The organism is Modestobacter sp. Leaf380, assembly GCF_001424485.1.
Taxonomy (GTDB): domain Bacteria; phylum Actinomycetota; class Actinomycetes; order Mycobacteriales; family Geodermatophilaceae; genus Klenkia.
On sequence record NZ_LMQC01000006.1, the window covers coordinates 58,628 to 76,992 of the forward strand.

General features: G+C 74.2%; 19 protein-coding genes. 17 read left to right on the top strand and 2 right to left on the bottom strand.

What is annotated here, in order from left to right:
* Nucleotides 1-180 precede the first annotated feature (180 nt).
* From ASG41_RS06115 to ASG41_RS06190, 17 genes are all read left to right on the top strand, one after another.
* On the top strand, nucleotides 181-843 hold the full coding sequence (locus tag ASG41_RS06115; protein ID WP_056291350.1) for an HAD family phosphatase: 663 nt from the start codon (nucleotides 181-183) through the stop codon (nucleotides 841-843).
* Nucleotides 844-883: 40 nt separating this feature from the next.
* Nucleotides 884-2,113 (top strand): sedoheptulose 7-phosphate cyclase, encoded by a 1,230-nt coding sequence (locus ASG41_RS06120; protein ID WP_056291352.1) that lies wholly within the window; start codon nucleotides 884-886, stop codon nucleotides 2,111-2,113.
* A 10-nt stretch (nucleotides 2,114-2,123) separates the two neighbouring features.
* A complete protein-coding gene (locus ASG41_RS06125) occupies nucleotides 2,124-2,903 on the top strand; it encodes an O-methyltransferase (RefSeq protein ID WP_200938753.1) in 780 nt (259 codons plus the stop codon).
* 9 nt (nucleotides 2,904-2,912) lie between these two features.
* The gene (locus ASG41_RS06130) at nucleotides 2,913-3,752 is read left to right on the top strand and encodes a TauD/TfdA family dioxygenase (RefSeq protein WP_082556634.1); all 840 of its coding nucleotides are present in this window, start codon (nucleotides 2,913-2,915) and stop codon (nucleotides 3,750-3,752) included.
* Between the two features lie 98 nt (nucleotides 3,753-3,850).
* Nucleotides 3,851-5,089, top strand: a complete 1,239-nt coding sequence (locus ASG41_RS06135; RefSeq protein ID WP_200938754.1) for a hypothetical protein — start codon at nucleotides 3,851-3,853, stop codon at nucleotides 5,087-5,089.
* A complete protein-coding gene (locus ASG41_RS06140) occupies nucleotides 5,089-6,102 on the top strand; it encodes a D-alanine--D-alanine ligase (RefSeq protein WP_056291358.1) in 1,014 nt (337 codons plus the stop codon). The genes ASG41_RS06135 and ASG41_RS06140 overlap by 1 nt, the downstream gene beginning before the upstream one ends.
* Before the next feature lie 99 nt (nucleotides 6,103-6,201).
* Nucleotides 6,202-7,500: a serine--tRNA ligase gene (gene serS, locus ASG41_RS06145; RefSeq protein WP_056291360.1), complete on the top strand. Its 1,299-nt coding sequence runs from the start codon at nucleotides 6,202-6,204 to the stop codon at nucleotides 7,498-7,500.
* The gene (locus ASG41_RS06150) at nucleotides 7,497-8,426 is read left to right on the top strand and encodes an HAD family hydrolase (protein WP_056291362.1); all 930 of its coding nucleotides are present in this window, start codon (nucleotides 7,497-7,499) and stop codon (nucleotides 8,424-8,426) included. The genes serS and ASG41_RS06150 overlap by 4 nt, the downstream gene beginning before the upstream one ends.
* Entirely contained in the window at nucleotides 8,423-9,229 is an 807-nt protein-coding gene (locus tag ASG41_RS23440; protein ID WP_056291365.1) for an HAD-IIB family hydrolase, read from the top strand. The genes ASG41_RS06150 and ASG41_RS23440 overlap by 4 nt, the downstream gene beginning before the upstream one ends.
* 18 nt (nucleotides 9,230-9,247) lie before the next feature.
* Complete coding sequence (locus ASG41_RS24180; RefSeq protein ID WP_200938755.1) at nucleotides 9,248-9,493, top strand: hypothetical protein; 246 nt, start codon at nucleotides 9,248-9,250, stop codon at nucleotides 9,491-9,493.
* Complete coding sequence (locus ASG41_RS23445; protein WP_200938756.1) at nucleotides 9,448-9,906, top strand: hypothetical protein; 459 nt, start codon at nucleotides 9,448-9,450, stop codon at nucleotides 9,904-9,906. Before ASG41_RS24180 ends, ASG41_RS23445 begins: the two co-directional genes overlap by 46 nt.
* 218 nt (nucleotides 9,907-10,124) lie before the next feature.
* Nucleotides 10,125-10,781 carry a TetR/AcrR family transcriptional regulator gene (locus tag ASG41_RS06165; RefSeq protein WP_056291367.1) on the top strand — a complete coding sequence of 219 codons (657 nt, stop codon included), beginning with the start codon at nucleotides 10,125-10,127 and terminating at the stop codon, nucleotides 10,779-10,781.
* 124 nt (nucleotides 10,782-10,905) lie between these two features.
* Nucleotides 10,906-12,462, top strand: coding sequence for a bifunctional 3-(3-hydroxy-phenyl)propionate/3-hydroxycinnamic acid hydroxylase (locus tag ASG41_RS06170; RefSeq protein ID WP_157519087.1), 1,557 nt, complete (start codon nucleotides 10,906-10,908; stop codon nucleotides 12,460-12,462).
* The gene (locus tag ASG41_RS06175) at nucleotides 12,459-13,556 is read left to right on the top strand and encodes a S9 family peptidase (protein ID WP_200938757.1); all 1,098 of its coding nucleotides are present in this window, start codon (nucleotides 12,459-12,461) and stop codon (nucleotides 13,554-13,556) included. The genes ASG41_RS06170 and ASG41_RS06175 overlap by 4 nt, the downstream gene beginning before the upstream one ends.
* 87 nt (nucleotides 13,557-13,643) lie before the next feature.
* Nucleotides 13,644-14,885 (top strand): MFS transporter, encoded by a 1,242-nt coding sequence (locus tag ASG41_RS06180; protein ID WP_056291369.1) that lies wholly within the window; start codon nucleotides 13,644-13,646, stop codon nucleotides 14,883-14,885.
* Nucleotides 14,886-15,008: 123 nt separating this feature from the next.
* Nucleotides 15,009-15,911: an intradiol ring-cleavage dioxygenase gene (locus tag ASG41_RS06185; protein WP_056291371.1), complete on the top strand. Its 903-nt coding sequence runs from the start codon at nucleotides 15,009-15,011 to the stop codon at nucleotides 15,909-15,911.
* Entirely contained in the window at nucleotides 15,908-16,975 is a 1,068-nt protein-coding gene (locus ASG41_RS06190) for a maleylacetate reductase (RefSeq protein WP_235564561.1), read from the top strand. The genes ASG41_RS06185 and ASG41_RS06190 overlap by 4 nt, the downstream gene beginning before the upstream one ends.
* A gap of 51 nt (nucleotides 16,976-17,026) precedes the next feature.
* Here the strand turns inward: ASG41_RS06190 and ASG41_RS06195 are convergent, their stop codons facing one another.
* Nucleotides 17,027-17,497: an anthrone oxygenase family protein gene (locus ASG41_RS06195; RefSeq protein WP_056291472.1), complete on the bottom strand. Its 471-nt coding sequence runs from the start codon at nucleotides 17,495-17,497 to the stop codon at nucleotides 17,027-17,029.
* A complete protein-coding gene (locus tag ASG41_RS06200) occupies nucleotides 17,494-18,348 on the bottom strand; it encodes an SDR family oxidoreductase (RefSeq protein WP_056291373.1) in 855 nt (284 codons plus the stop codon). Before ASG41_RS06200 ends, ASG41_RS06195 begins: the two co-directional genes overlap by 4 nt.
* Nucleotides 18,349-18,365 lie beyond the last annotated feature (17 nt).

Here is an 18,365-nt window from a genome sequence, read left to right on the forward strand (position 1 = left end):
CCGCCGGCCCGGCCGTGGTCGGCTGCGCGCGCAGGCGGTGAGGGGACGGTCGTCCCGCCGCCCGGTGTCTGCGGCGAGAATTGCGGACACAGCCAGCGTAAACGTCGTTGGGCGTGGGTAGGGTCGCGGTCGCCGTGCCGGGCACCAGCCCGGCAGACGCCCCTCACGACGGAGTCGCCCGTGTCTGCCCTGCTCTTCGGTTCCATCAGCACCCTCGCCGACACCTCCGAGCTGCAGCGGGAGTCGTTCAACGAGGCGTTCGCCGCCCACGACCTCGACTGGCGCTGGGACCAGGACGACTACCGCGAGATGCTGCGCGGCAACGGGGGCGCCGACCGGATCGCCGGGTACGCCGCCGAGCGCGGTCAGGACGTCGACGCCGCCGCCGTGCACGCCACCAAGTCCGAGCTCTTCCAGCAGAAGCTGGGCCGCGGCGGGCTGACCGCCCGCCCGGGCGTGCTGGAGTCCCTGCGCAGCGCGAAGACCGCCGGCGCCAAGGTCGCGCTGGTCACCACCACCTCGCCGGAGAACGTCGTCGCGCTGGTGCAGGGCGTCGACGAGCTGTCCCTGGAGGACTTCGACCTCGTCGTCGACAACTCCGTCGTCACCGAGTCCAAGCCCGACCCGGCCGCCTACGCCTACGCGCTGCGCACCCTGGGCGAGGACGCGGCCGACGCCGTGGCCGTCGAGGACAACGTGGGCGGCGTCGAGTCCGCCAACGCCGCCGGCGTCACCGTGCTCGCCTTCCCGAACACCAACACCGCCTCGCACGACTTCAGCGCCGCCTCCCGGGTCGTCGACCGGCTGGACCCCGCGCAGCTGCCCGCCGGCCTGCAGGCCTGACGGACACCCCGACCGCGATCCCCGAGACCAGGAGAACCGCATGAGCACCGTCAGCTCCACCGTCACCCGCACCGCCGGCGGATTCCACGTCGAGGCCGTGCAGAAGACCGAGTACAGCCTCGTCCCCGTGGACGGCGTCTTCGCCCCGCACAACCCGCAGCTGGCCGACTGCTACCGCGCCGCCGGTCGCTGCCTGGCCGTCGTCGACGAGAACGTGCTGGCCCTGCACCGAGAGGCGATGCAGGCCTACTTCGACCACCACGGCATCGCCCTCACGGTGATCCCGGTGGCCATCGCCGAGACCGACAAGACGCTGGGCACCCTCGAGCGCCTGGTCGACGCGTTCTCCGCCTGGGGCCTGCTGCGCACCGAGGCCCCGCTGGTGGTCGGCGGTGGCCTGGTCACCGACGTCGCCGGGTTCGCGTGTGCCTCCTACAAGCGGTCCACGCCCTACATCCGGATCCCCACCACCCTCATCGGGCTGATCGACGCCAGCGTGTCGATCAAGGTCGCGGTCAACCACGGCAAGGCCAAGAACCGGCTCGGGGCCTACCACGCCTCCTCCACGGTCTTCCTGGACTTCTCCTTCCTGGCCAGCCTCGCCGAGGACCAGGTCCGCAACGGCATGGCCGAGCTGATCAAGATCGCCGTGGTGGCCAACCGGACGGTGTTCGACCTGCTCGACGAGCACGGCGAGGACCTGCTGCGCACCCGCTTCGGCCACCTCGACGGCACCCCGGAGATCCGCAAGGTCGCCGACCAGGTCACCGACGAGGCGATCGACACGATGCTCCAGCTCGAGGTGCCCAACCTCGCCGAGCTGGACCTGGACCGGGTCATCGCCTACGGCCACACCTGGAGCCCCACCCTGGAGCTCACCCCCGAGGTGCCCTACTTCCACGGGCACGCCATCTCGGTGGACATGGCCTACTCGGCGACCCTGGCCGCGGCCCGCGGCTACATCTCCGTCGCCGACCGGGACCGGGTGCTGGCCCTCTTCAGCCGGCTGGGCCTCACCGTCGACAGCCCGTACCTCACCGACGACCTGCTCCGGGACTCGACCAGGTCGATCCTGCAGACCCGTGACGGACTGCTCCGCGCCGCGGCGCCGAAGCCGATCGGGGAGTGCACGTTCATGAACGACGTCGACGACGACGAGCTCGTCGCCACCCTCGCCCTGCACCGCGAGGTCGCCTCCGCGCTGCCCCGCGGCGGTGCCGGGATCGACGCGTTCATGGTCCCGCGCACCAGCCCCGTCGTCTCCGCCTGACGTGGCACCGGTGAGCAGGCTCCGACCGGTCACCCCGCTGGGCATCCTGGCCCAGCGGCTCGACGACGTCGCCGACCGGCTGGACGGCGTCGACGCGGGTCTCGCGGCCGAGCTGCAGGCCCTGCGGGACCTCGCGGTCGGCTTCGAGCCCTACCTGGAGGAGCACACCTCGCCGGAGTCCCCGGCGCTGGCCAGGCTGGCCGAGCGGACCCGCTCGGCCGCCTGGACCGGCTCGCTGGAGGCCGAGATGCTCTCCGGGCACGTCGAGGGCCGGTTCCTGTCCTTCCTGCTCGGGATGACCCGGGCCCGGCGGGTGCTGGAGATCGGCATGTTCACCGGCTACTCGGCGCTGGCCATGGCCGAGGCGCTGCCCGCCGACGGCGAGGTGGTGGCCTGCGAGCTGGACGCCGACGTCGCCGCCTTCGCCCAGGAGTGCTTCGCGGAGTCCTCGGCCGGGGCCCGGATCGACGTCCGGGTCGGCCCGGCGGGGGAGACCCTGACCGCGCTGGCGGCCGAGGGGCAGGTCTTCGACGTGGTCTTCATCGACGCCGACAAGGCCGGCTACGGCGACTACCTGGCCACGCTGCTGGACGGGCACCTGCTCGCCCCCGGCGGCCTGGTCGCCGTGGACAACACCCTGATGCAGGGCCAGCCCTGGACCGGGGCGGCCACCCCCAACGGCGAGGCCGTGGCGGCGTTCAACGCCGCCGTCACCGCCGACCCCCGGGTCGAGCAGGTGCTCGTCCCGCTGCGCGACGGGATCACCCTGATCCGCCGCACCGACACCTGAGGAGCTGCTGTGCAGACCACCACCTGGGAACCCCTGGGTGCCGAGGTCACCGACCTCGACATCGCCGCGGCCACCGACACCGACGTCGCCGAGCTGCGGGCACTGCTGGCCGAGCGGGGCGTCGTCGTGCTCCGCGACCAACACGTGGACGACGAGGTCTTCCTCGCCTTCCTGCAGTCCTTCGGGCCGCTGGCCTTCACCGCCGGGGAGACCCCGGTCGAGGGGTTCCCCGACCTCAACGTGATCAGCAACGTGGGCCGGGCGGAGCCGCCGCGCAGCACCTTCCACGTGGACAGCTCCTACCTGTCCACCCCGCCGGCCTACACGGCGCTGCGCGCGGTGCAGATCCCCTCGCAGGGCGGGGAGACGGTCTTCACCAACCAGTACCGCGCCGCCCGGACGCTGCCCGCCGAGCTCCGCGAGCGGGTCGAGGGCCGCAGCATCCGGCACGTCGTCACCGGCATCGACCCGGCGCTGCTGACCGCCGAGGACGAGACCGAGGCCGAGCACCCGGTGCTGCGGCCGCACCCGCTGTCGGGCCGGACGGCGCTGTACCTGTCCACGCCCAAGCGCTGTGCCGCGGTCAGCGGCCTGGACGACGCCGAGGCAGCCGACCTGGTCGCGCAGCTGTACGCGCACTCGACCAGCGAGGACAACAGCCTGGCGCACGCCTGGGCGCCCGGCGACGTCGTCATGTGGGACAACGGCTGCGTGCTGCACCGCGGTGACCACTCCGTCGTCGTCGGCGACCGGGTGATGCACCGCGGCATGGTCGCCGACTACGGCCCCGCCGCCGCCGCCGCCGCCGCCGCCGCCGCCGCCGCCGACGACGACGGGTCGGGCCGCTGACCGCCGTCGCCACCCCGGCCGCCCGGCCGCGGCCGACGCCCTGGCGCTCGCTGGGTGCGCTGGCCGCGCTGACGCTCACCCTGCCGGTCGACCTGGCGGTGACGGCGGCCGCGCTGGTCACCACCCGGCCGCGCCGTCCGGTGCCGGCGGCCGAGCCGAGGACCGTGCTGATCAGCGGCGGCAAGATGACCAAGGCCCTGCAGCTGGCCCGGTCCTTCGCCGCTGCCGGGCACCGCGTGGTGCTGGTGGAGAAGGCCACCTACCGGTTCACCGGGCACCGGTTCTCCCGCGCGGTGTCCGCGTTCCACGTCGTCCCCGACCCGCGGGACCCCGGCTACGCGCAGGCGCTGCTCGACGTCGTCCGGGCGGAGGGGGTGGACCTGTACGTGCCGGTCTGCTCGCCGGTGGCCTCGGAGTTCGACGCCGCCTCGGCCGAGCTGCTGGCCGGGGAGTGCGAGGTGCTGAGCCTGGACGCCGAGCAGGTGCGCACGCTGGACGACAAGCACCGGTTCACCACGCTGGCCGCCTCGCTGGGCCTCAGCGTCCCGGACACGCACCTGGTGACCTCGCCCGAGCAGGTCCTCGACCACGACTTCACCGGTGCGACCAGGCCCTACGTGCTGAAGTCCATCGCCTACGACCCGGTGCACCGGCTGGACCTGACCCCACTGCCGCTGCCCACCCGCGCGGCGACGGAGGCGTTCCTGGCCGGCAAGCCGATCACCCCGGACAACCCGTGGATCCTGCAGGAGTTCGTCACCGGCGACGAGGTCTGCACGCACTCCACCGCCCGGGACGGCGAGATCACCGTGTGGTGCTGCTGCCCGTCCTCGGCGTTCCAGGTGAACTACGCCCAGGTCGACCTGCCCCGGGTGCGGGAGTGGGTGTCCACGTTCGTCCGGGAGCTGGGCCTGAGCGGCCAGGTGTCCTTCGACTTCCTGGTGGCCGAGGACGGCACGCCCTACGCGATCGAGTGCAACCCGCGGACGCACTCGGCGATCACGGTGTTCCACGACCACCCGGCCCACCCCGGGCTGGCCGACGCCTACCTGCACGCCCGCGACACCCCGCTCGAGCCGCTGCCCACCAGCCGGCCCACCTACTGGCTCTACCACGAGCTGTGGCGCGCGATCAGCGCCCCGCGGACCGCGCGGGAGCGCTGGCGGGTGGTCCGGGAGGGCAAGGAGGCCGTGTTCGACCGGGCCGACCCGCTGCCCCACCTCGTGCTGCACCACGTGCAGGTGCCGGTGCTGCTGGTGCGGAGCCTGCTGGCCCGCGGGGCGTGGATGCGGATCGACTTCAACATCGGCAAGCTCGTCCAGCCGGCGGGGGACTGATGACACTGCGCGTGCTGCACCTGGTCGGGTCGCCGACCAGCGCCTTCTTCGACGACCTGTCCCGGCTGTACGCCACGGACTGCCTGGCCTCGGTCGCCGACCCGGCCCGGTACGAGATGGTCCTGGCGCACGTCTCGCCGGACGGGTCGTGGCGGTTCCCGACCTCGCTGGACGCCCTCGCCGACGCCGAGCCGCTGCCCATCGGGGCGGCCGTCGCCCGGCTGGTCGACCTCGACGTCGACATCGCCCTGCCGCAGATGTTCTGCATCCCCGGGATGACGCACGTCCGGGCGCTGCTGGACACCCTGGGCATCACCTACGTGGGCAACCCGCCGGACCTGATGGCGCTGGGCGCGCACAAGGCCCGGGCCCGCGCGGTCGTGGCCGCCGCCGGGGTCGCGGTGCCGGCCGGGGAGGTGCTGTCGCCGGGGGAGGCGCCCACGCTGGCGCCGCCCGTCGTCGTCAAGCCGGTGGACGGCGACAACTCCGTCGGCGTCACGCTGGTGCGTTCGGCCGGCGAGTACGGGGCCGCGCTGGCCGCCGCCTGGGCGGAGTCGGGTCAGGCGCTGGTCGAGGACTTCGTGCCGCTGGGCCGGGAGGTGCGCTGCGGCATCGTCGTCCGGGACGGCGAGCTGGTGGCCCTGCCGCTGGAGGAGTACGGCTTCGCCGCCGGGCACGAGGTGCGCAGCGCCGAGGACAAGATCCGCCGTTCCGACGACGGGCAGCTGGGCCTGATGGCCAAGGACACCCCGACGGTCTGGATCGTGGACCCGGCCGACCCGGTGACCACCGCCGTCCACCAGGCCGCCCGGGCCGCGCACGTCGCGCTGGGCTGCCGGGACTACTCGCTGTTCGACTTCCGGGTCGACCCCGACGGCGTCCCCTGGTTCCTGGAGGCCGGGCTGTACAACTCCTTCGCCCGGCAGAGCGTCATCCCCACCATGGCCCGCGCCGCCGGCATCGAGCTGCCCGAGCTCTTCGCCGCAGCCGTGGCCGCGGCGCTCTCCCGCTGATCCCCGTCGAGTGCGCAGCCGTGCCGGTCACCGGGACGTGACGACCGGCATGGCTGCGCACTCGGTGCCGCCGGGACGCCGCCTCCTACGATCGACCCTGTGATCGACCTGCGCCTCGTCCGCGAGAACCCCGACCTCGTCCGCGCCAGCCAGCGTGCCCGGGGGGACGACGAGTCCCGGGTCGACGCCCTGCTCGCGGCCGACACCGACCGTCGGGCCGCCGTGCACCGCGCCGACGACCTGCGCGCCGAGCAGAAGGCCGCCTCCCAGGCGGTCAAGAAGGCCACCGCGGAGGAGCGTCCCGCCGTCCTGGAGCGGGCCAAGGCGTTGGCCGCCGAGGTCAAGGCCGCCGAGGAGGCCACCCGCACCGCCGACGAGGCGCTGCGCACCGCGCACCTGGCGATCGCCAACGTCGTGGCCCCCGAGGTCCCGCCCGGCGGTGAGGACGACGCGGTCACCCTGCGCACCGTGGGCGAGGTGCCGACCTACGACTTCGAGGTCCGCGACCACCTGGACATCGGCACCGCGCTGGGCGCCATCGACATGGAGCGCGGCGCCAAGGTGTCGGGCTCCCGGTTCTACTTCCTCACCGGCCCGGGCGCGCTGCTGGAGTTCGCGCTGGCCCAGCTGGCCATCACCCGCGCCGTCGCGGCCGGCTTCACCCCGGTCGTGGCCCCGGCCCTGGTCGGGCCCAAGGCGATGGAGGGCACCGGCTTCCTCGGCGAGCACGACGAGGAGGTCTACCGCATCGAGCGCGACGACCTGTACCTCGTGGGGACGTCGGAGGTCGCGCTGGCGGGCATGCACGCCGACGAGGTCCTCGACCTGTCGGCCGGGCCCAAGCGGTACGCCGGCTGGAGCTCCTGCTTCCGGCGCGAGGCCGGGTCCTACGGCAAGGACACCAAGGGCATCATCCGGGTGCACTGGTTCGACAAGGTCGAGATGTTCAGCTTCTGCGCCCCCGAGGACGCCGAGGCCGAGCACCTGCGCCTGCTGCAGTGGGAGGAGGAGTTCCTCCAGGCCCTCGAGCTGCCCTACCGGGTCGTCGACATCGCCGCCGGGGACCTCGGCACCAGTGCCGCCCGCAAGTTCGACATCGAGGCCTGGTTCCCCACCCAGGGCACCTACCGCGAGCTGACGTCGACCTCGGACTGCACCACGTTCCAGGCCCGCCGCCTCTCGATCCGCTCCCGCGACGCCGACGGCAAGCCGCAGACCGTCGCCACCCTCAACGGCACGCTGTGCGCGATCGCCCGCACCATCGCCTGCCTGCTCGAGGTGCACCAGCGCGCCGACGGCTCGGTGCACGTGCCGGCCGCCCTGCGCCCCTGGCTGGGCGGGCACGCCGTCCTCACGCCGGGCATGTCGCTGGTGCCCACCGCAGCACCGACCGCGTGACCGCACACGTCCCGGCCCGCGCCGCCAACACCCTCCCGAAGCACAGCGGCGGCGAGGGCAGCGACCTCGTCGTCGACCTCGGCGACGTGGGGCCGTGGCGGCCCAGGCTGGTCGCCACCGACCTCGACGGCACCCTGCTGACCAGCGAGGGCGTCGTCAGCGACCGCACCCGGGCCGCCATCGACGCCAGCTGGGCCGCGGGCGTGCCCGTCGTCGGCGTCACCGGCCGTGGGCCCCGGCTGCTGGACAGCGTGCGGACCGCACTCGGCGGGCGCGGCATCGGCGTCCTGGCCCAGGGCGGGTTCGTCGTCGCGTTCGGCGACACCCCCGCCGACGACGAGGTGCTCCGCACCGTCGGGCTGCCCCGGGACGAGGCGCACGCCGCCATCGCCGCCATCGAGGCGGTCACCGGCGAGCTCGTCGTCGCCGTCGAGGACGCCGCCACCCAGAGCGGTGCGCTGTCCCCGCTGCGGGTGCAGCACGGCTTCGACTGGCCCTACCCGGAGCCCGCCGACCTGCTGCCGCGGGACCAGGTGCTGCCCGACGGACCGGTGCTCAAGGTCTTCCTGCGCTCGCTGACGCTGGGACAGGACGAGCTGCTGTCGCTGGCCCGCTCGGTCACCGACCCGTCGTCCGCCGAGGTCACCCACGCCGGGCTGGGCTTCATCGAGGTGCTGCCGCCGGGGATCACCAAGGCCAGCGGCCTGGCGATCGCCCTGGAGCGCTTCGGCGTCGCGATGTCCGACGTGGTCGTGTTCGGCGACATGCCCAACGACCTGCCGATGATCACCGCGGTGAACGAGGCCGGGGGCCGGTCGGTCGCCGTCGCCAACGCGCACCCCGCCGTCGCGGCCGCCGCCACCGCGCGGACCAGCGGCCACGACGTCGACGGCGTGGCCCGCTACCTCGAGGCGCTGGCGCTGTGAGTGACTGGAAGCCCGGGCTGATCGCCAGCGACATGGACGGCACGCTGCTGCGCAGCGACGAGACCGTGGCACCGGCCACGCTGGCCGAGATCGCCCGCTGGGGTGAGGCCGGGGTGCCGTTCGTGCTGGCCACCGGCCGCCCGCCGCGCTGGATGGTGGCCATCCGCGAGGTGGTCCCCACCGGGACGGCGGTGTGCTGCAACGGGGCGGTGATGCTGGACCTGGGGGCCTTCGAGGTCACCCACGAGCGCACCGTGTCCGTCGAGGTGCTGCAGCGGGTGACCGCGGGCCTGCGCGCGGCCCAGCCGGGCACCTGGTTCGCCGTCGAGTACGGCCTGGAGTTCCGGCACGAGCCGGTGTACCAGCCGCGCTGGGACGTCAACGCCGCCGGCGTCGCCGAGGCGACCCTGGAGGAGATGGTCGCCGAGCCGGTCGCCAAGCTGCTGGCCCGGCACGAGCAGCTCTCCCGCGAGGAGTTCATCGCGCTGGTGGACGACGTCGTCGGTGACCTGGCGACGGTCACCAACTCCTCCTCCGACGCGCTGGTGGAAATCTCCGCGAAGGGCGTCACCAAGGCCACCGGCCTGGCCGACGTCTGCGCCCAGCGGGGGCTCACCGCCGCCGACGTCGTCTTCTTCGGGGACATGCCCAACGACGTCGCCGCCTTCGAGTGGGTCCGCGACGGCGGCGGTCGCGCCGTCGCCATGGGCAACGCGCACCCCGACGTGCTCGCCGCCGCCACCGACGTCACCGACACCAACGACGAGGACGGTGTGGCCAGGTTCCTGGCCTCCCTGCACTGACCCTCGACCGAGTTCCCGATGCTCGACCTGCGCCTGTTCGCCTCGGGACCTGCGCGAGGCGCGGCCATCACCCAGATGGCCGCGGCCATCACCATGGCCAGCGTCCTGTTCGGGCTGATCCGGCACTTCCAGTACGCCTACGGCTGGAGCCCGGTGCGAGCCGGCCTGGCCGACCTGCCGCTGATCATCACCATGCTCGCCGCCACCCCGCTCTCGGAGTGGCTGGCCGCACGCTCCGGGCACCGCACCGCACCGCCTGCCTGACCGGCGCCGTGCTGCTCGCGGTGTCCCTGCTGGGCATGGCCTGGGCCGTCGAGCACGGCTACCCCGCGATCGCCGTCGCCATGGTCGTGCTGACCACGGGCCTGCGCATCATCATGACGATCTGCGCCGTCGCCCTGGTCGAGGCGATGCCGGCGAACCGCACCTCCATCGGCGCCGCGCTCAACGACACCGCCCAGGAGGTCGGCTCGAGCCTGGGGACGGCGATCGTCGGCACCATGATCGCCGCGCTGGTCACCTCGACGCTGCCCGCCGGCGTCTGGACCTCCGAGCTCGTGCACTCCTCCTCCAGTGGGGAGCGGACCACCTACCTGGTCCTGGTCGGCGTCGTCGGTGTCCTCGCCACGTACGGCGCGCTCTCCCTCACCGACTCCCGCGCCACCGACGCCCCCTGACCCGGTGCGTGGTCCTGGTGGGCCACCGGGGTGGCACCCGGGAGGTGCTGCGTCCGCGACAGTCGTCCGGTCGGCCACCCCGCGGTCCGGCTCGCCCCTGGGGTGGCCGACCCGGACACCCCCCGTCACGCGGCTCGTCCCTTCGGGAACGGCCGTTCGATGTGAACATCAGCTCACATCGATCGGGACGGTGTGACAGGCGAACGTAGGCTCGCCCGGTGTCCGACCCGAGCGCTCCCCTCGTTCCGCCCGCCGTCCAGGCGCGGAGTCGCGAGACCGTCGACAAGATCGTCGCTGCCGGGCTGCGCCTCCTCCAGGAGGGCGGTGCTGGCGCCCTGACGATCGCCGCCGTCGCCCAGGCGGCCGGCGTCGCGGTGGGCAGCGTGTACCGCCGCTTCGGTGACAAGGAGCGGCTGTTCGCCGTGCTGCAGTCCCACTTCACCGCTGCGTTCCGCGCCGAGTACGCCCAGCGGGTCGCCGACACCGGCCTGGACGCGACCACCACTGCGCGGGAGGTGATCGACACGGCGGTCTCCGGCGTGGCCTGGACCTTCGAGGCCCACGCCCCCCTGCTGCGGGTGTTCATGCTCCTGGGGACCCAGGACGAGGCGGTGTTCGCGACCGGCTCCCAGGCCAGCGTCGCCGGCGGCCGGGTCTTCCGGGACACCGTCATGCTGGCTGCGCCCGCCCTGCGCCACCACGGCGACGTCGAGGCGGCCATCGACTTCGCCCACCGCCTGACGTACGCCACGTGCGCCCACCGTGTGGTGCAGGGGGAGTTCCTGGAGTCGGCGCGGCCGCTGCCCTACGACGCGCTCGTCCGCGAGCTGCAGACCGCCGTGGCCGGCTACCTGCTGGGGCCACCACCCTCCTGACCCGGGGCGGCGGGGGAGCCCTTGACTCTCCGTCGCCGTTCTGTGAACCTCTCCTCACATTTGCTGTGGTGCACGCCACGGCAGCGCCGCCAACGGAGGCGGTACTCGAGGAGTGGAGGCTGGCGTGGACGACGTCTACGACGTGGCGGTCATCGGATACGGGCCCACCGGGATGGCGGCCGCGTCGCTGCTCGGCCGGCTCGGACACCGGGTGCTGGTGTGCGAGCGGTGGCCCTCGCTGTACGGGTTGCCCCGGTTCACCCACATCGACGACGAGACGGCGCGCGCGGTACAGGCCTGTGGTGACGTGGCGGCAGCGCTGGCCGACTCCACCCCCGTCGAGTACCGCTGGGTGAACGGGGCCGACGAGGAGCTGCTGCACCTGCCGGCGACCGTGGGCACGATGGGCTACCCCACCCACATCTCGATGTACCAGCCCGACGTCGAGGACGCCGTCGACGCCCGCGTCCGGTCCCTCCCCGCCGTCGACGTCCGGCAGGGGTGGTCGGTGACCGCGCTGACCCAGACCGCCGAGCACGTCGAGCTGGACCTCGAGCGCTGGAAGGCGGCCGGCCCCGGCTCGCAGCAGTCCGTCCGGGCCCGGTACGTGATCGCCTCCGACGGCAGCAAGAGCGCCGTCCGCGAGCTGCTGGGCATCGGGCGGGAGGACCACGGCTTCAACGAGCGCTGGCTCAACTTCGACACCGAGTGGCTGACCGCCCCGCCGGCCGAGTACGGCGTCAGCAAGCAGTACTGCGACCCCGCCCGCGGGCACATGTACATGGGCATCGGGCGGAGCCGGCAGCGCTTCGAGTTCGCGCTGCTCCCCGGCGAGGCCACCAGCGACTTCGAGCACCCGGACAAGGTCTGGGAACTGCTGCGCGACGCCCACGGCCTGGGGCCCGACGACGTCCGGGTCATCCGGCAGATCGTCTACACCTTCGAGTCCCGGGTCGCCCAGCAGTGGCGGGACCGCCGGGTCCTGCTCGCCGGCGACGCCGCGCACACCATGCCCCCCTACCTCGGCCAGGGGGCGTGCTCGGGCATCCGCGACGCCACGAACCTGGCCTGGAAGCTCGACCTCGTCCTGCGCGGCGAGGCGCCCGACGACCTGCTGGACACCTACGAGCAGGAGCGCCGTCCGCACGCCACCGCCCTGGTGCACATGTCCGTGGGCCTGGGCGGGGTGGCGAACACGCACGACCCCGCTGCCGCCGCGCACCGCGACGAGGCGTTCCGGACCGGTTCGGCGCCCCCGCCCCCGGCGATGCCACCACTCCTGAGCGGGGTCCTCCGGCCCGGGCAGGGGCCGGAGCAGGGCGTCGGCGGACTCGTGCCGCAGGGCAGGGTCTCCACGGGTGCGGTTACGGGCCTGCTCGACGACGTCGTCGGGCCCGGCTTCGTCCTGGTCACCACCGCCGATCCCGCGGTGGTGCTGGGGGAGGAGGCCGCCGCGGTGCTGCGGCGACTGGGCTGCCGGGTGGTGCACCTGGGGGCCGACGTCGTGGACCTGGACGGCGTGCACACCCGCTACCTCGACGAGCTGGGGGCGTGCGCCTACCTGGCCCGGCCGGACTTCGTGCTGTTCGGCACCGCGTCGTCCCCGGCGGACGTCGAGGCGCTGGTGCTGGACCTGCGGGCCGCGGTGTCCGCGCCGTCGGCTGCGGCGGTCCTGTCGTGACCGCGCCGTCCACCGGCACGGTGCCCCCGACGGAGCTGGACCCGGCGACCGCGGCCATGCACCGGGCGGCGCCCGCCACCCGCCTCGTCGACTACGGCATGGACCCGGCCGAGGCCCGCGCCCTGCTGGCCCGCACGGCCGGCGGGGAGGACTGGACCACCGTGGCCGAGTCCTTCGGGACGGCGCAGCGGGTGCGCTCGGGACGGGCCGCGGACATGGGCCATCCGGTCACCGCGACCGAGGCCGCCGGCTTCGCCGCGGCGGCCTTCACCGTCGCCCAGCTGGCCCTCAACGCCGACGACGACCGCAAGCGTGACCTCTACCGCGCCCACGTCGAGGCTGTCGCCCGGGTGGCCACGCTGCGTGGACCGGCGATGGAGCGGGTGGTCGTGCCGTACCGGGGTGGTGAGCTGTCGGGCTGGTTGTGCCTGCCGCCGTCCGGGACGGCGGACGCCACGGTCGTGGTGTGGGGCGGCATGTCCGGCTGGGGCGCGAGCTTCCTCGGGGTCGCCGACGCCTACACCCGCCGCGGGCTGGCCTGCCTGCTCGCCGAGGGCCCGGGGCAGGGCGTGCCCCGCCTGGAGCACGGCCTGCACGTCGACGAACACGTGGCGGCGGGGTTCGGGGCCTTCCTGGACGTCGTCGAACGCCACCCGGCGCTGGGGGACCGCGTCGGCGTCCACGGCAACAGCTTCGGTGGCCTGTTCGCCGCACTGCTGGCCGCCTCCGACGACCGGGTCGGGGCCTGCGTGGTCAACGGCGGGCCGCCCGCCCCGGGCGTCCCGGAGTTCCGCGCTGCCCGCGAGCAGCTCCTGGCCGCCACCGGCACCGACGACCTGGACCGGTTGGCGCAGGTCCTGGCCGCGCTGGCCTTCGACGGCTCGACGGCCCCGGTCCGCTGCCCGCTGCTGGTGCTGCACGGCGGCCGCGACCCGCTGGTGACCCAGGAGCAGCAGGAGCTGTTCACCGTCGGGGCCGACCCGCGCACCACGATGGTCCGGGTGTGGCCCGACGGCGAGCACACCCTCTACGGCCACTCCGCCGGCCGCAACGCCCTCACCGCGGACTGGACGGCCGACCAGCTCCTCCGCTGACCCGCCCTCCCGCACCACCCCACCACCACGCCGACCCGGACCCGGGCCGGCGATCCCGCCCTGCCCACCGGACGACGAGGTCCCGACATGTCCCACAGCACCACCGCACCCGCCCCGACGACGGCCGGCGTCCCACGCACGGCCGGTCGCCGCCAGCTGCTCCTCCTGCTCGCGGTCTCCTGCATGTCCCCCCTGGGGGCCGTCCTCATCGCACCGGTCCTCCCGCAGATCGCCGCCGAGTTCGCCGCGACACCCGGCGTGGGGACGCTGGTCCCCGTGATGCTCGCGATCCCGGCGCTGCTAATCGGGCTGGGTGCGCCCTTCGCCGGGTTCGTCGTCGACCGGCTGGACCGCCGACGCCTGCTCGTGGTCGCCCTCGTCGGCTACGCCGTCGCCGGGACCGCACCGCTGTACCTGACGACCCTGTCCTCGATCATCGCCAGTCGCGTGGTCGTCGGGGTCTTCGAGGCCGCGATCATGACCTGCGCGACCACGCTGCTGGGCGACTACTGGTCGGGTCGGCAGCGCAGCCGGTACCTGAGCCTGCAGGTCCTCGTGACCGCGCTGGCGGCCACCGTCTTCCTGCTCGTGGGCGGGGCCCTGGGCAGCGTGGGTTGGCGGACGCCCTTCTGGCTCTACGCCGTCGCCCTGCTCCTGGCCGTCCTGGTCGTGGCACTCATCTGGCAGCCCACCGCGACGCGGGAGGCAGGGGACACGCGGGGCACCGGGGACGCCGTGGCTGCCGCGCCGATGCCGTGGCGACGGCTGCTGGTGCCGTGCCTGGTCACCCTGGCCGGCGGCACGGTGTTCTTCGCCCTGATCGTGGAGCTGTCGTTCCTGCTGACCGGTGCGGGCATGCCCTCCCCGGCGAGCATCGGTGCGGTGAGCGCCGTCATGGCGCTGGCCACCGCGGCCGGCTGCCTCACCTTCGCCACCAACGCCCACCGCACCCCGCGGACGCTGCTCCCACTGGAGTTCGGCCTCACCGGGCTCGGTTTCGCGCTCGTGGCGAGCACCACGACCGTGCCGGTGATCGTCGTCGGCGCCGTCCTCTCCGGCCTCGGCACCGGGATGCTGCTGCCCACCCTGCTGACCTGGTCGGTGAACCAGCTCGCCTTCCACCACCGTGGACGGGGCACCGGGGCGTGGACGGGAGCGCTGTACCTGGGTCAGTTCGCCGCCCCCGTCCTGATCTCCGCCGTGGCGGCCGGCGTCGGTGGTCTCCGCCAGGCGTTCTGGGTGCTGGCCGTCCTCTCCCTGCTCGTCGCAGCGGTCACCGCGGTGGTCACCCGGCACCACGACGTACCGCTGGACGTCACCCGGGACTGACCGGACCCGGCCGCGTCGCGCCCCTCGACGAGCGGAGGACGACCGCCCGCCGCCAGGCTGTGCTCCTCGTCCCCGCGTGCACGACCAGCACCCCGCTCCCCCCGGCCAGAGAGGAACGTCGTCATGACGCAACACCCACCCACCTCCAGCGACGAGCTGTTCAGCGAGGAGCGGTCGGCCGAGGTGGTCGCGGCGTCCTTCGCCGGCACCCCGGACCCGCGGCTGCGGGAGGTGCTCACCTCGCTGGTCCGCCACCTGCACGACTTCGTCAAGGACGTCGAGCTGACCGAGGCCGAGTGGGAGGCCGCGATCGGGTTCCTCACCGAGACCGGCCAGACGTGCACGCCGACGCGGCAGGAGTTCATCCTGCTCTCGGACGTGCTGGGGGTGTCGATGCTCGTGGAGACGGTCAACCACCGCACCGGCGGGACGGCGACCGAGTCCACCGTGCTGGGCCCGTTCCACATGGTCGCCTCCCCGGTCCGGGAGCTGGGTGAGGACATCGCCCTGGACGGCAAGGGCACCCCGTGCCTGGTCTCCGGGCAGGTCACCGGGCCCGACGGGGCACCGCTGGCCGGGGCGACGGTCGACGTCTGGCAGACCAACGAGGACGGCTTCTACGACGTCCAGCAGCCCGACGTGCAGCCCGCCGGGAACCTGCGGGGGGTCTTCACCACCGACGGCGAGGGCCGGTTCTGGTTCCGCTCGGTCGTCCCGCGCTGGTACCCGATCCCCGACGACGGCCCGGTCGGTCGGCTGCTGGCCGCCACCGGCCGGCACCCCAACCGGCCCGCGCACCTGCACTTCATCGCCTCCGCGGCGGGGTACCGGCCGGTGACCACGCACGTGTTCGTCGCCGACAGCCCCTACCTGGACTCCGACGCCGTCTTCGGGGTGAAGGAGTCCCTGGTCCGCGAGGTCCTCGAGGTCGACGACCCGGCCCGGGCCGCGCAGGTCGGGCTGGCCAACCCGTTCCGCACGCTGACCTTCGACCTCTCGCTGCTGCCGGCGGTGTCCGACCAGTGAGGTCCTTCACCCACACCGCGCTGCCGATGCGGGTGGTCTTCGGGCCCGGGTCGCTGACCCGGCTGCCCGAGGAGGTCGCCGCGCTCGGGCTGACCCGGGTGCTGGTGCTGTGCTCCCCGGAGCAGGCCGCCACCGGGCAGCTGGTCGCCGATGCGCTGGGGGATCGGGCCGCCGGGGTGCTGGCCGAGGCGCGGATGCACGTGCCCGTCGAGGTCGCGCACCGGGCCCGGGGTCTGGCCGCCGAGCTGGGCGCCGATGGCTGCGTGGCGGTCGGCGGCGGGTCGGCGGTCGGGCTGGGCAAGGCGATCGCGCTGGAGCACGGCCTGCCGGTGCTCGCCGTCCCGACCACCTACGCCGGGTCGGAGATGACCCCGGTGTGGGGCCTGACCGCCGAGGGGGTCAAGAAGACCGGCCGCGACCCGCGGGTGCTGCCGGTGTCGGTCGTCTACGACCCCGAGCTGACCCTCACCCTGCCGGTGGCGATGTCGGTGACGTCGGGCTTCAACGCGATCGCGCACGCCGTCGAGGGCCTCTACGCCCCCGACGCCACCCCGATCGTGTCGTTGACGGCCGCCGAGGGCGTGCGCGCCCTGGTGTCGGCCCTGCCGCGGATCGCGGCGGTGCCCGACGACCTCGAGGCCCGGGGGGACGCCCAGTACGGCGCCTGGTTGTGCGGCGCGGTGCTCGGGGCGACCACGATGTCGCTGCACCACAGGCTCTGCCACGCCCTGGGTGGCACGCTTGACCTGCCGCACGCGTCCACCCACACCGTGGTCCTGCCGCACGCGCTGGCCCACAACGCCCCCGCCGTCCCCGACACGATCGCCGCGCTGTCCGCGGCGATGGTCGGAGTGACCGACCCCGCCCGGGCCCTGTGGGACCTGGCCGGTGACCTGGGCGCGCCCCGCTCGCTGGTCGAGCTGGGCATGACCGGGGACGACGTCGACCGCATCGCCGACCAGGTGCTGGCCACGCCCTACGCCAACCCCCGCGCGGTCACCCGCGACGGGCTGGTCGCCCTGCTGGGTCGGGCGCTGGACGGCGGTGCCCCCGTCGCCGGGTGACGGTCACCTCACCAGGCGCGCCCCACGGCCCGGCCCTCGGGCGCCCGGTCCTCACGCTCGCAGGGACGCGGCGTACAGGCCGGTGGCGGCCAAGGCTGCCACGGTCCGGACGGTGTTGCGGGTCGTCCAGCTGTCCGACCACGCCGCCCAGCCCTCCGCCGTCGTGCTGTCGGACGCGGTCGCGGCGAGAGCGTCGTTGAGGGGCACGTTGGCCGCGATCGTGACGCCGACGGTGCCGACCAGGTAGACGCCGGCACCCAGGAGGACCAGGGGTGCAGCGGGTCCACCTGCGCGGGCGGCGACGACGGCGGTGGCGAGGCACACCGCGGCGGTGCCGAACAGGGCCCCCAGTAGCGGGGGGCGCAGTGCCGCCTCGTTGACCGCCTGCATGGCCGCAGCGGCCTGCTGCGGGGCCAGCCGGTCCAGCGCCGGCATCACCAGGCCCGAGAAGGAGGCGAACACCCCGCCCACCAGTCCGGTGCCCACGGTGGCCGCGACGGTCAGCGCCGTGGCGGCGTTCATGCCGGCGCGGCCCAGCACCCGGTGGCCGCGGCCGCGGGCAGGTGGGCGGTGAAGTCCCGCGGCGGGCGACCGAGCGCTCGGACCACGCCGTCGGCCAGGTGGGTGTTGCGTCCGTCCAGGACCTCGGTGAACAGGTGGTCCATCAGCCAGCTGACGTCGTCCCCGACGCCGGCCTCCTGCAGTCCGCGCAGGTGCTCCGCGCGGGTCAGTGTCTCCAGCCGCAGCGGCCGGCCGGCAGCGGCGGCGACGTGCGCCAGCGCCTCGCCGAAGGTCAGCGCCCGCGGGCCGGTGACCTCGTACACCTCGCGGTCGTGGCCGGGGTCCAGCAGTGCGGCGGCGACCACGTCGGCGACGTCGTCCACGTCGACGAACGGCTCCCGGACGTCGTCCACCGGCAGGCGGACGACGCCGCTGCGGACCTGGTCCACCAGGAACGACTCGGCGAAGTCCTGGGCGAACCAGGCCGCCCGCACCACCGTCCAGGAGGCCCCGCCGTCCTCGGCGGCGGCCCGCACGAGCTGCTCCCCGCGCTGGGCGCCGGGCTCGCCGCGGCCCGAGAGCAGGACCAGGCGGGGGACGCCGTGCGCGGTGGCGCACCGGGCGAACTCCGCGACGGTGTCCGCGGCGCCGGGCACCGCGAGATCGGGGGAGAAGCAGAGGTATGCGGCGGTCGCTCCCTCGACGAGGTGCGACCAGGTGGACCGGTCCTGCCACGAGAAGGCCGGGTCGCCGGCCCGGGAGGCGACCCGCGTCGTGGCACCGCGGGCGCGCAGCCGGGCGTCGACGCGACGGCCGGTGGTGCCGGTGCCACCGGTGAGCAGGACCAGGGGGTTCCGGGGTGGGTGCGTCATGTCGTCCACGCAACCGC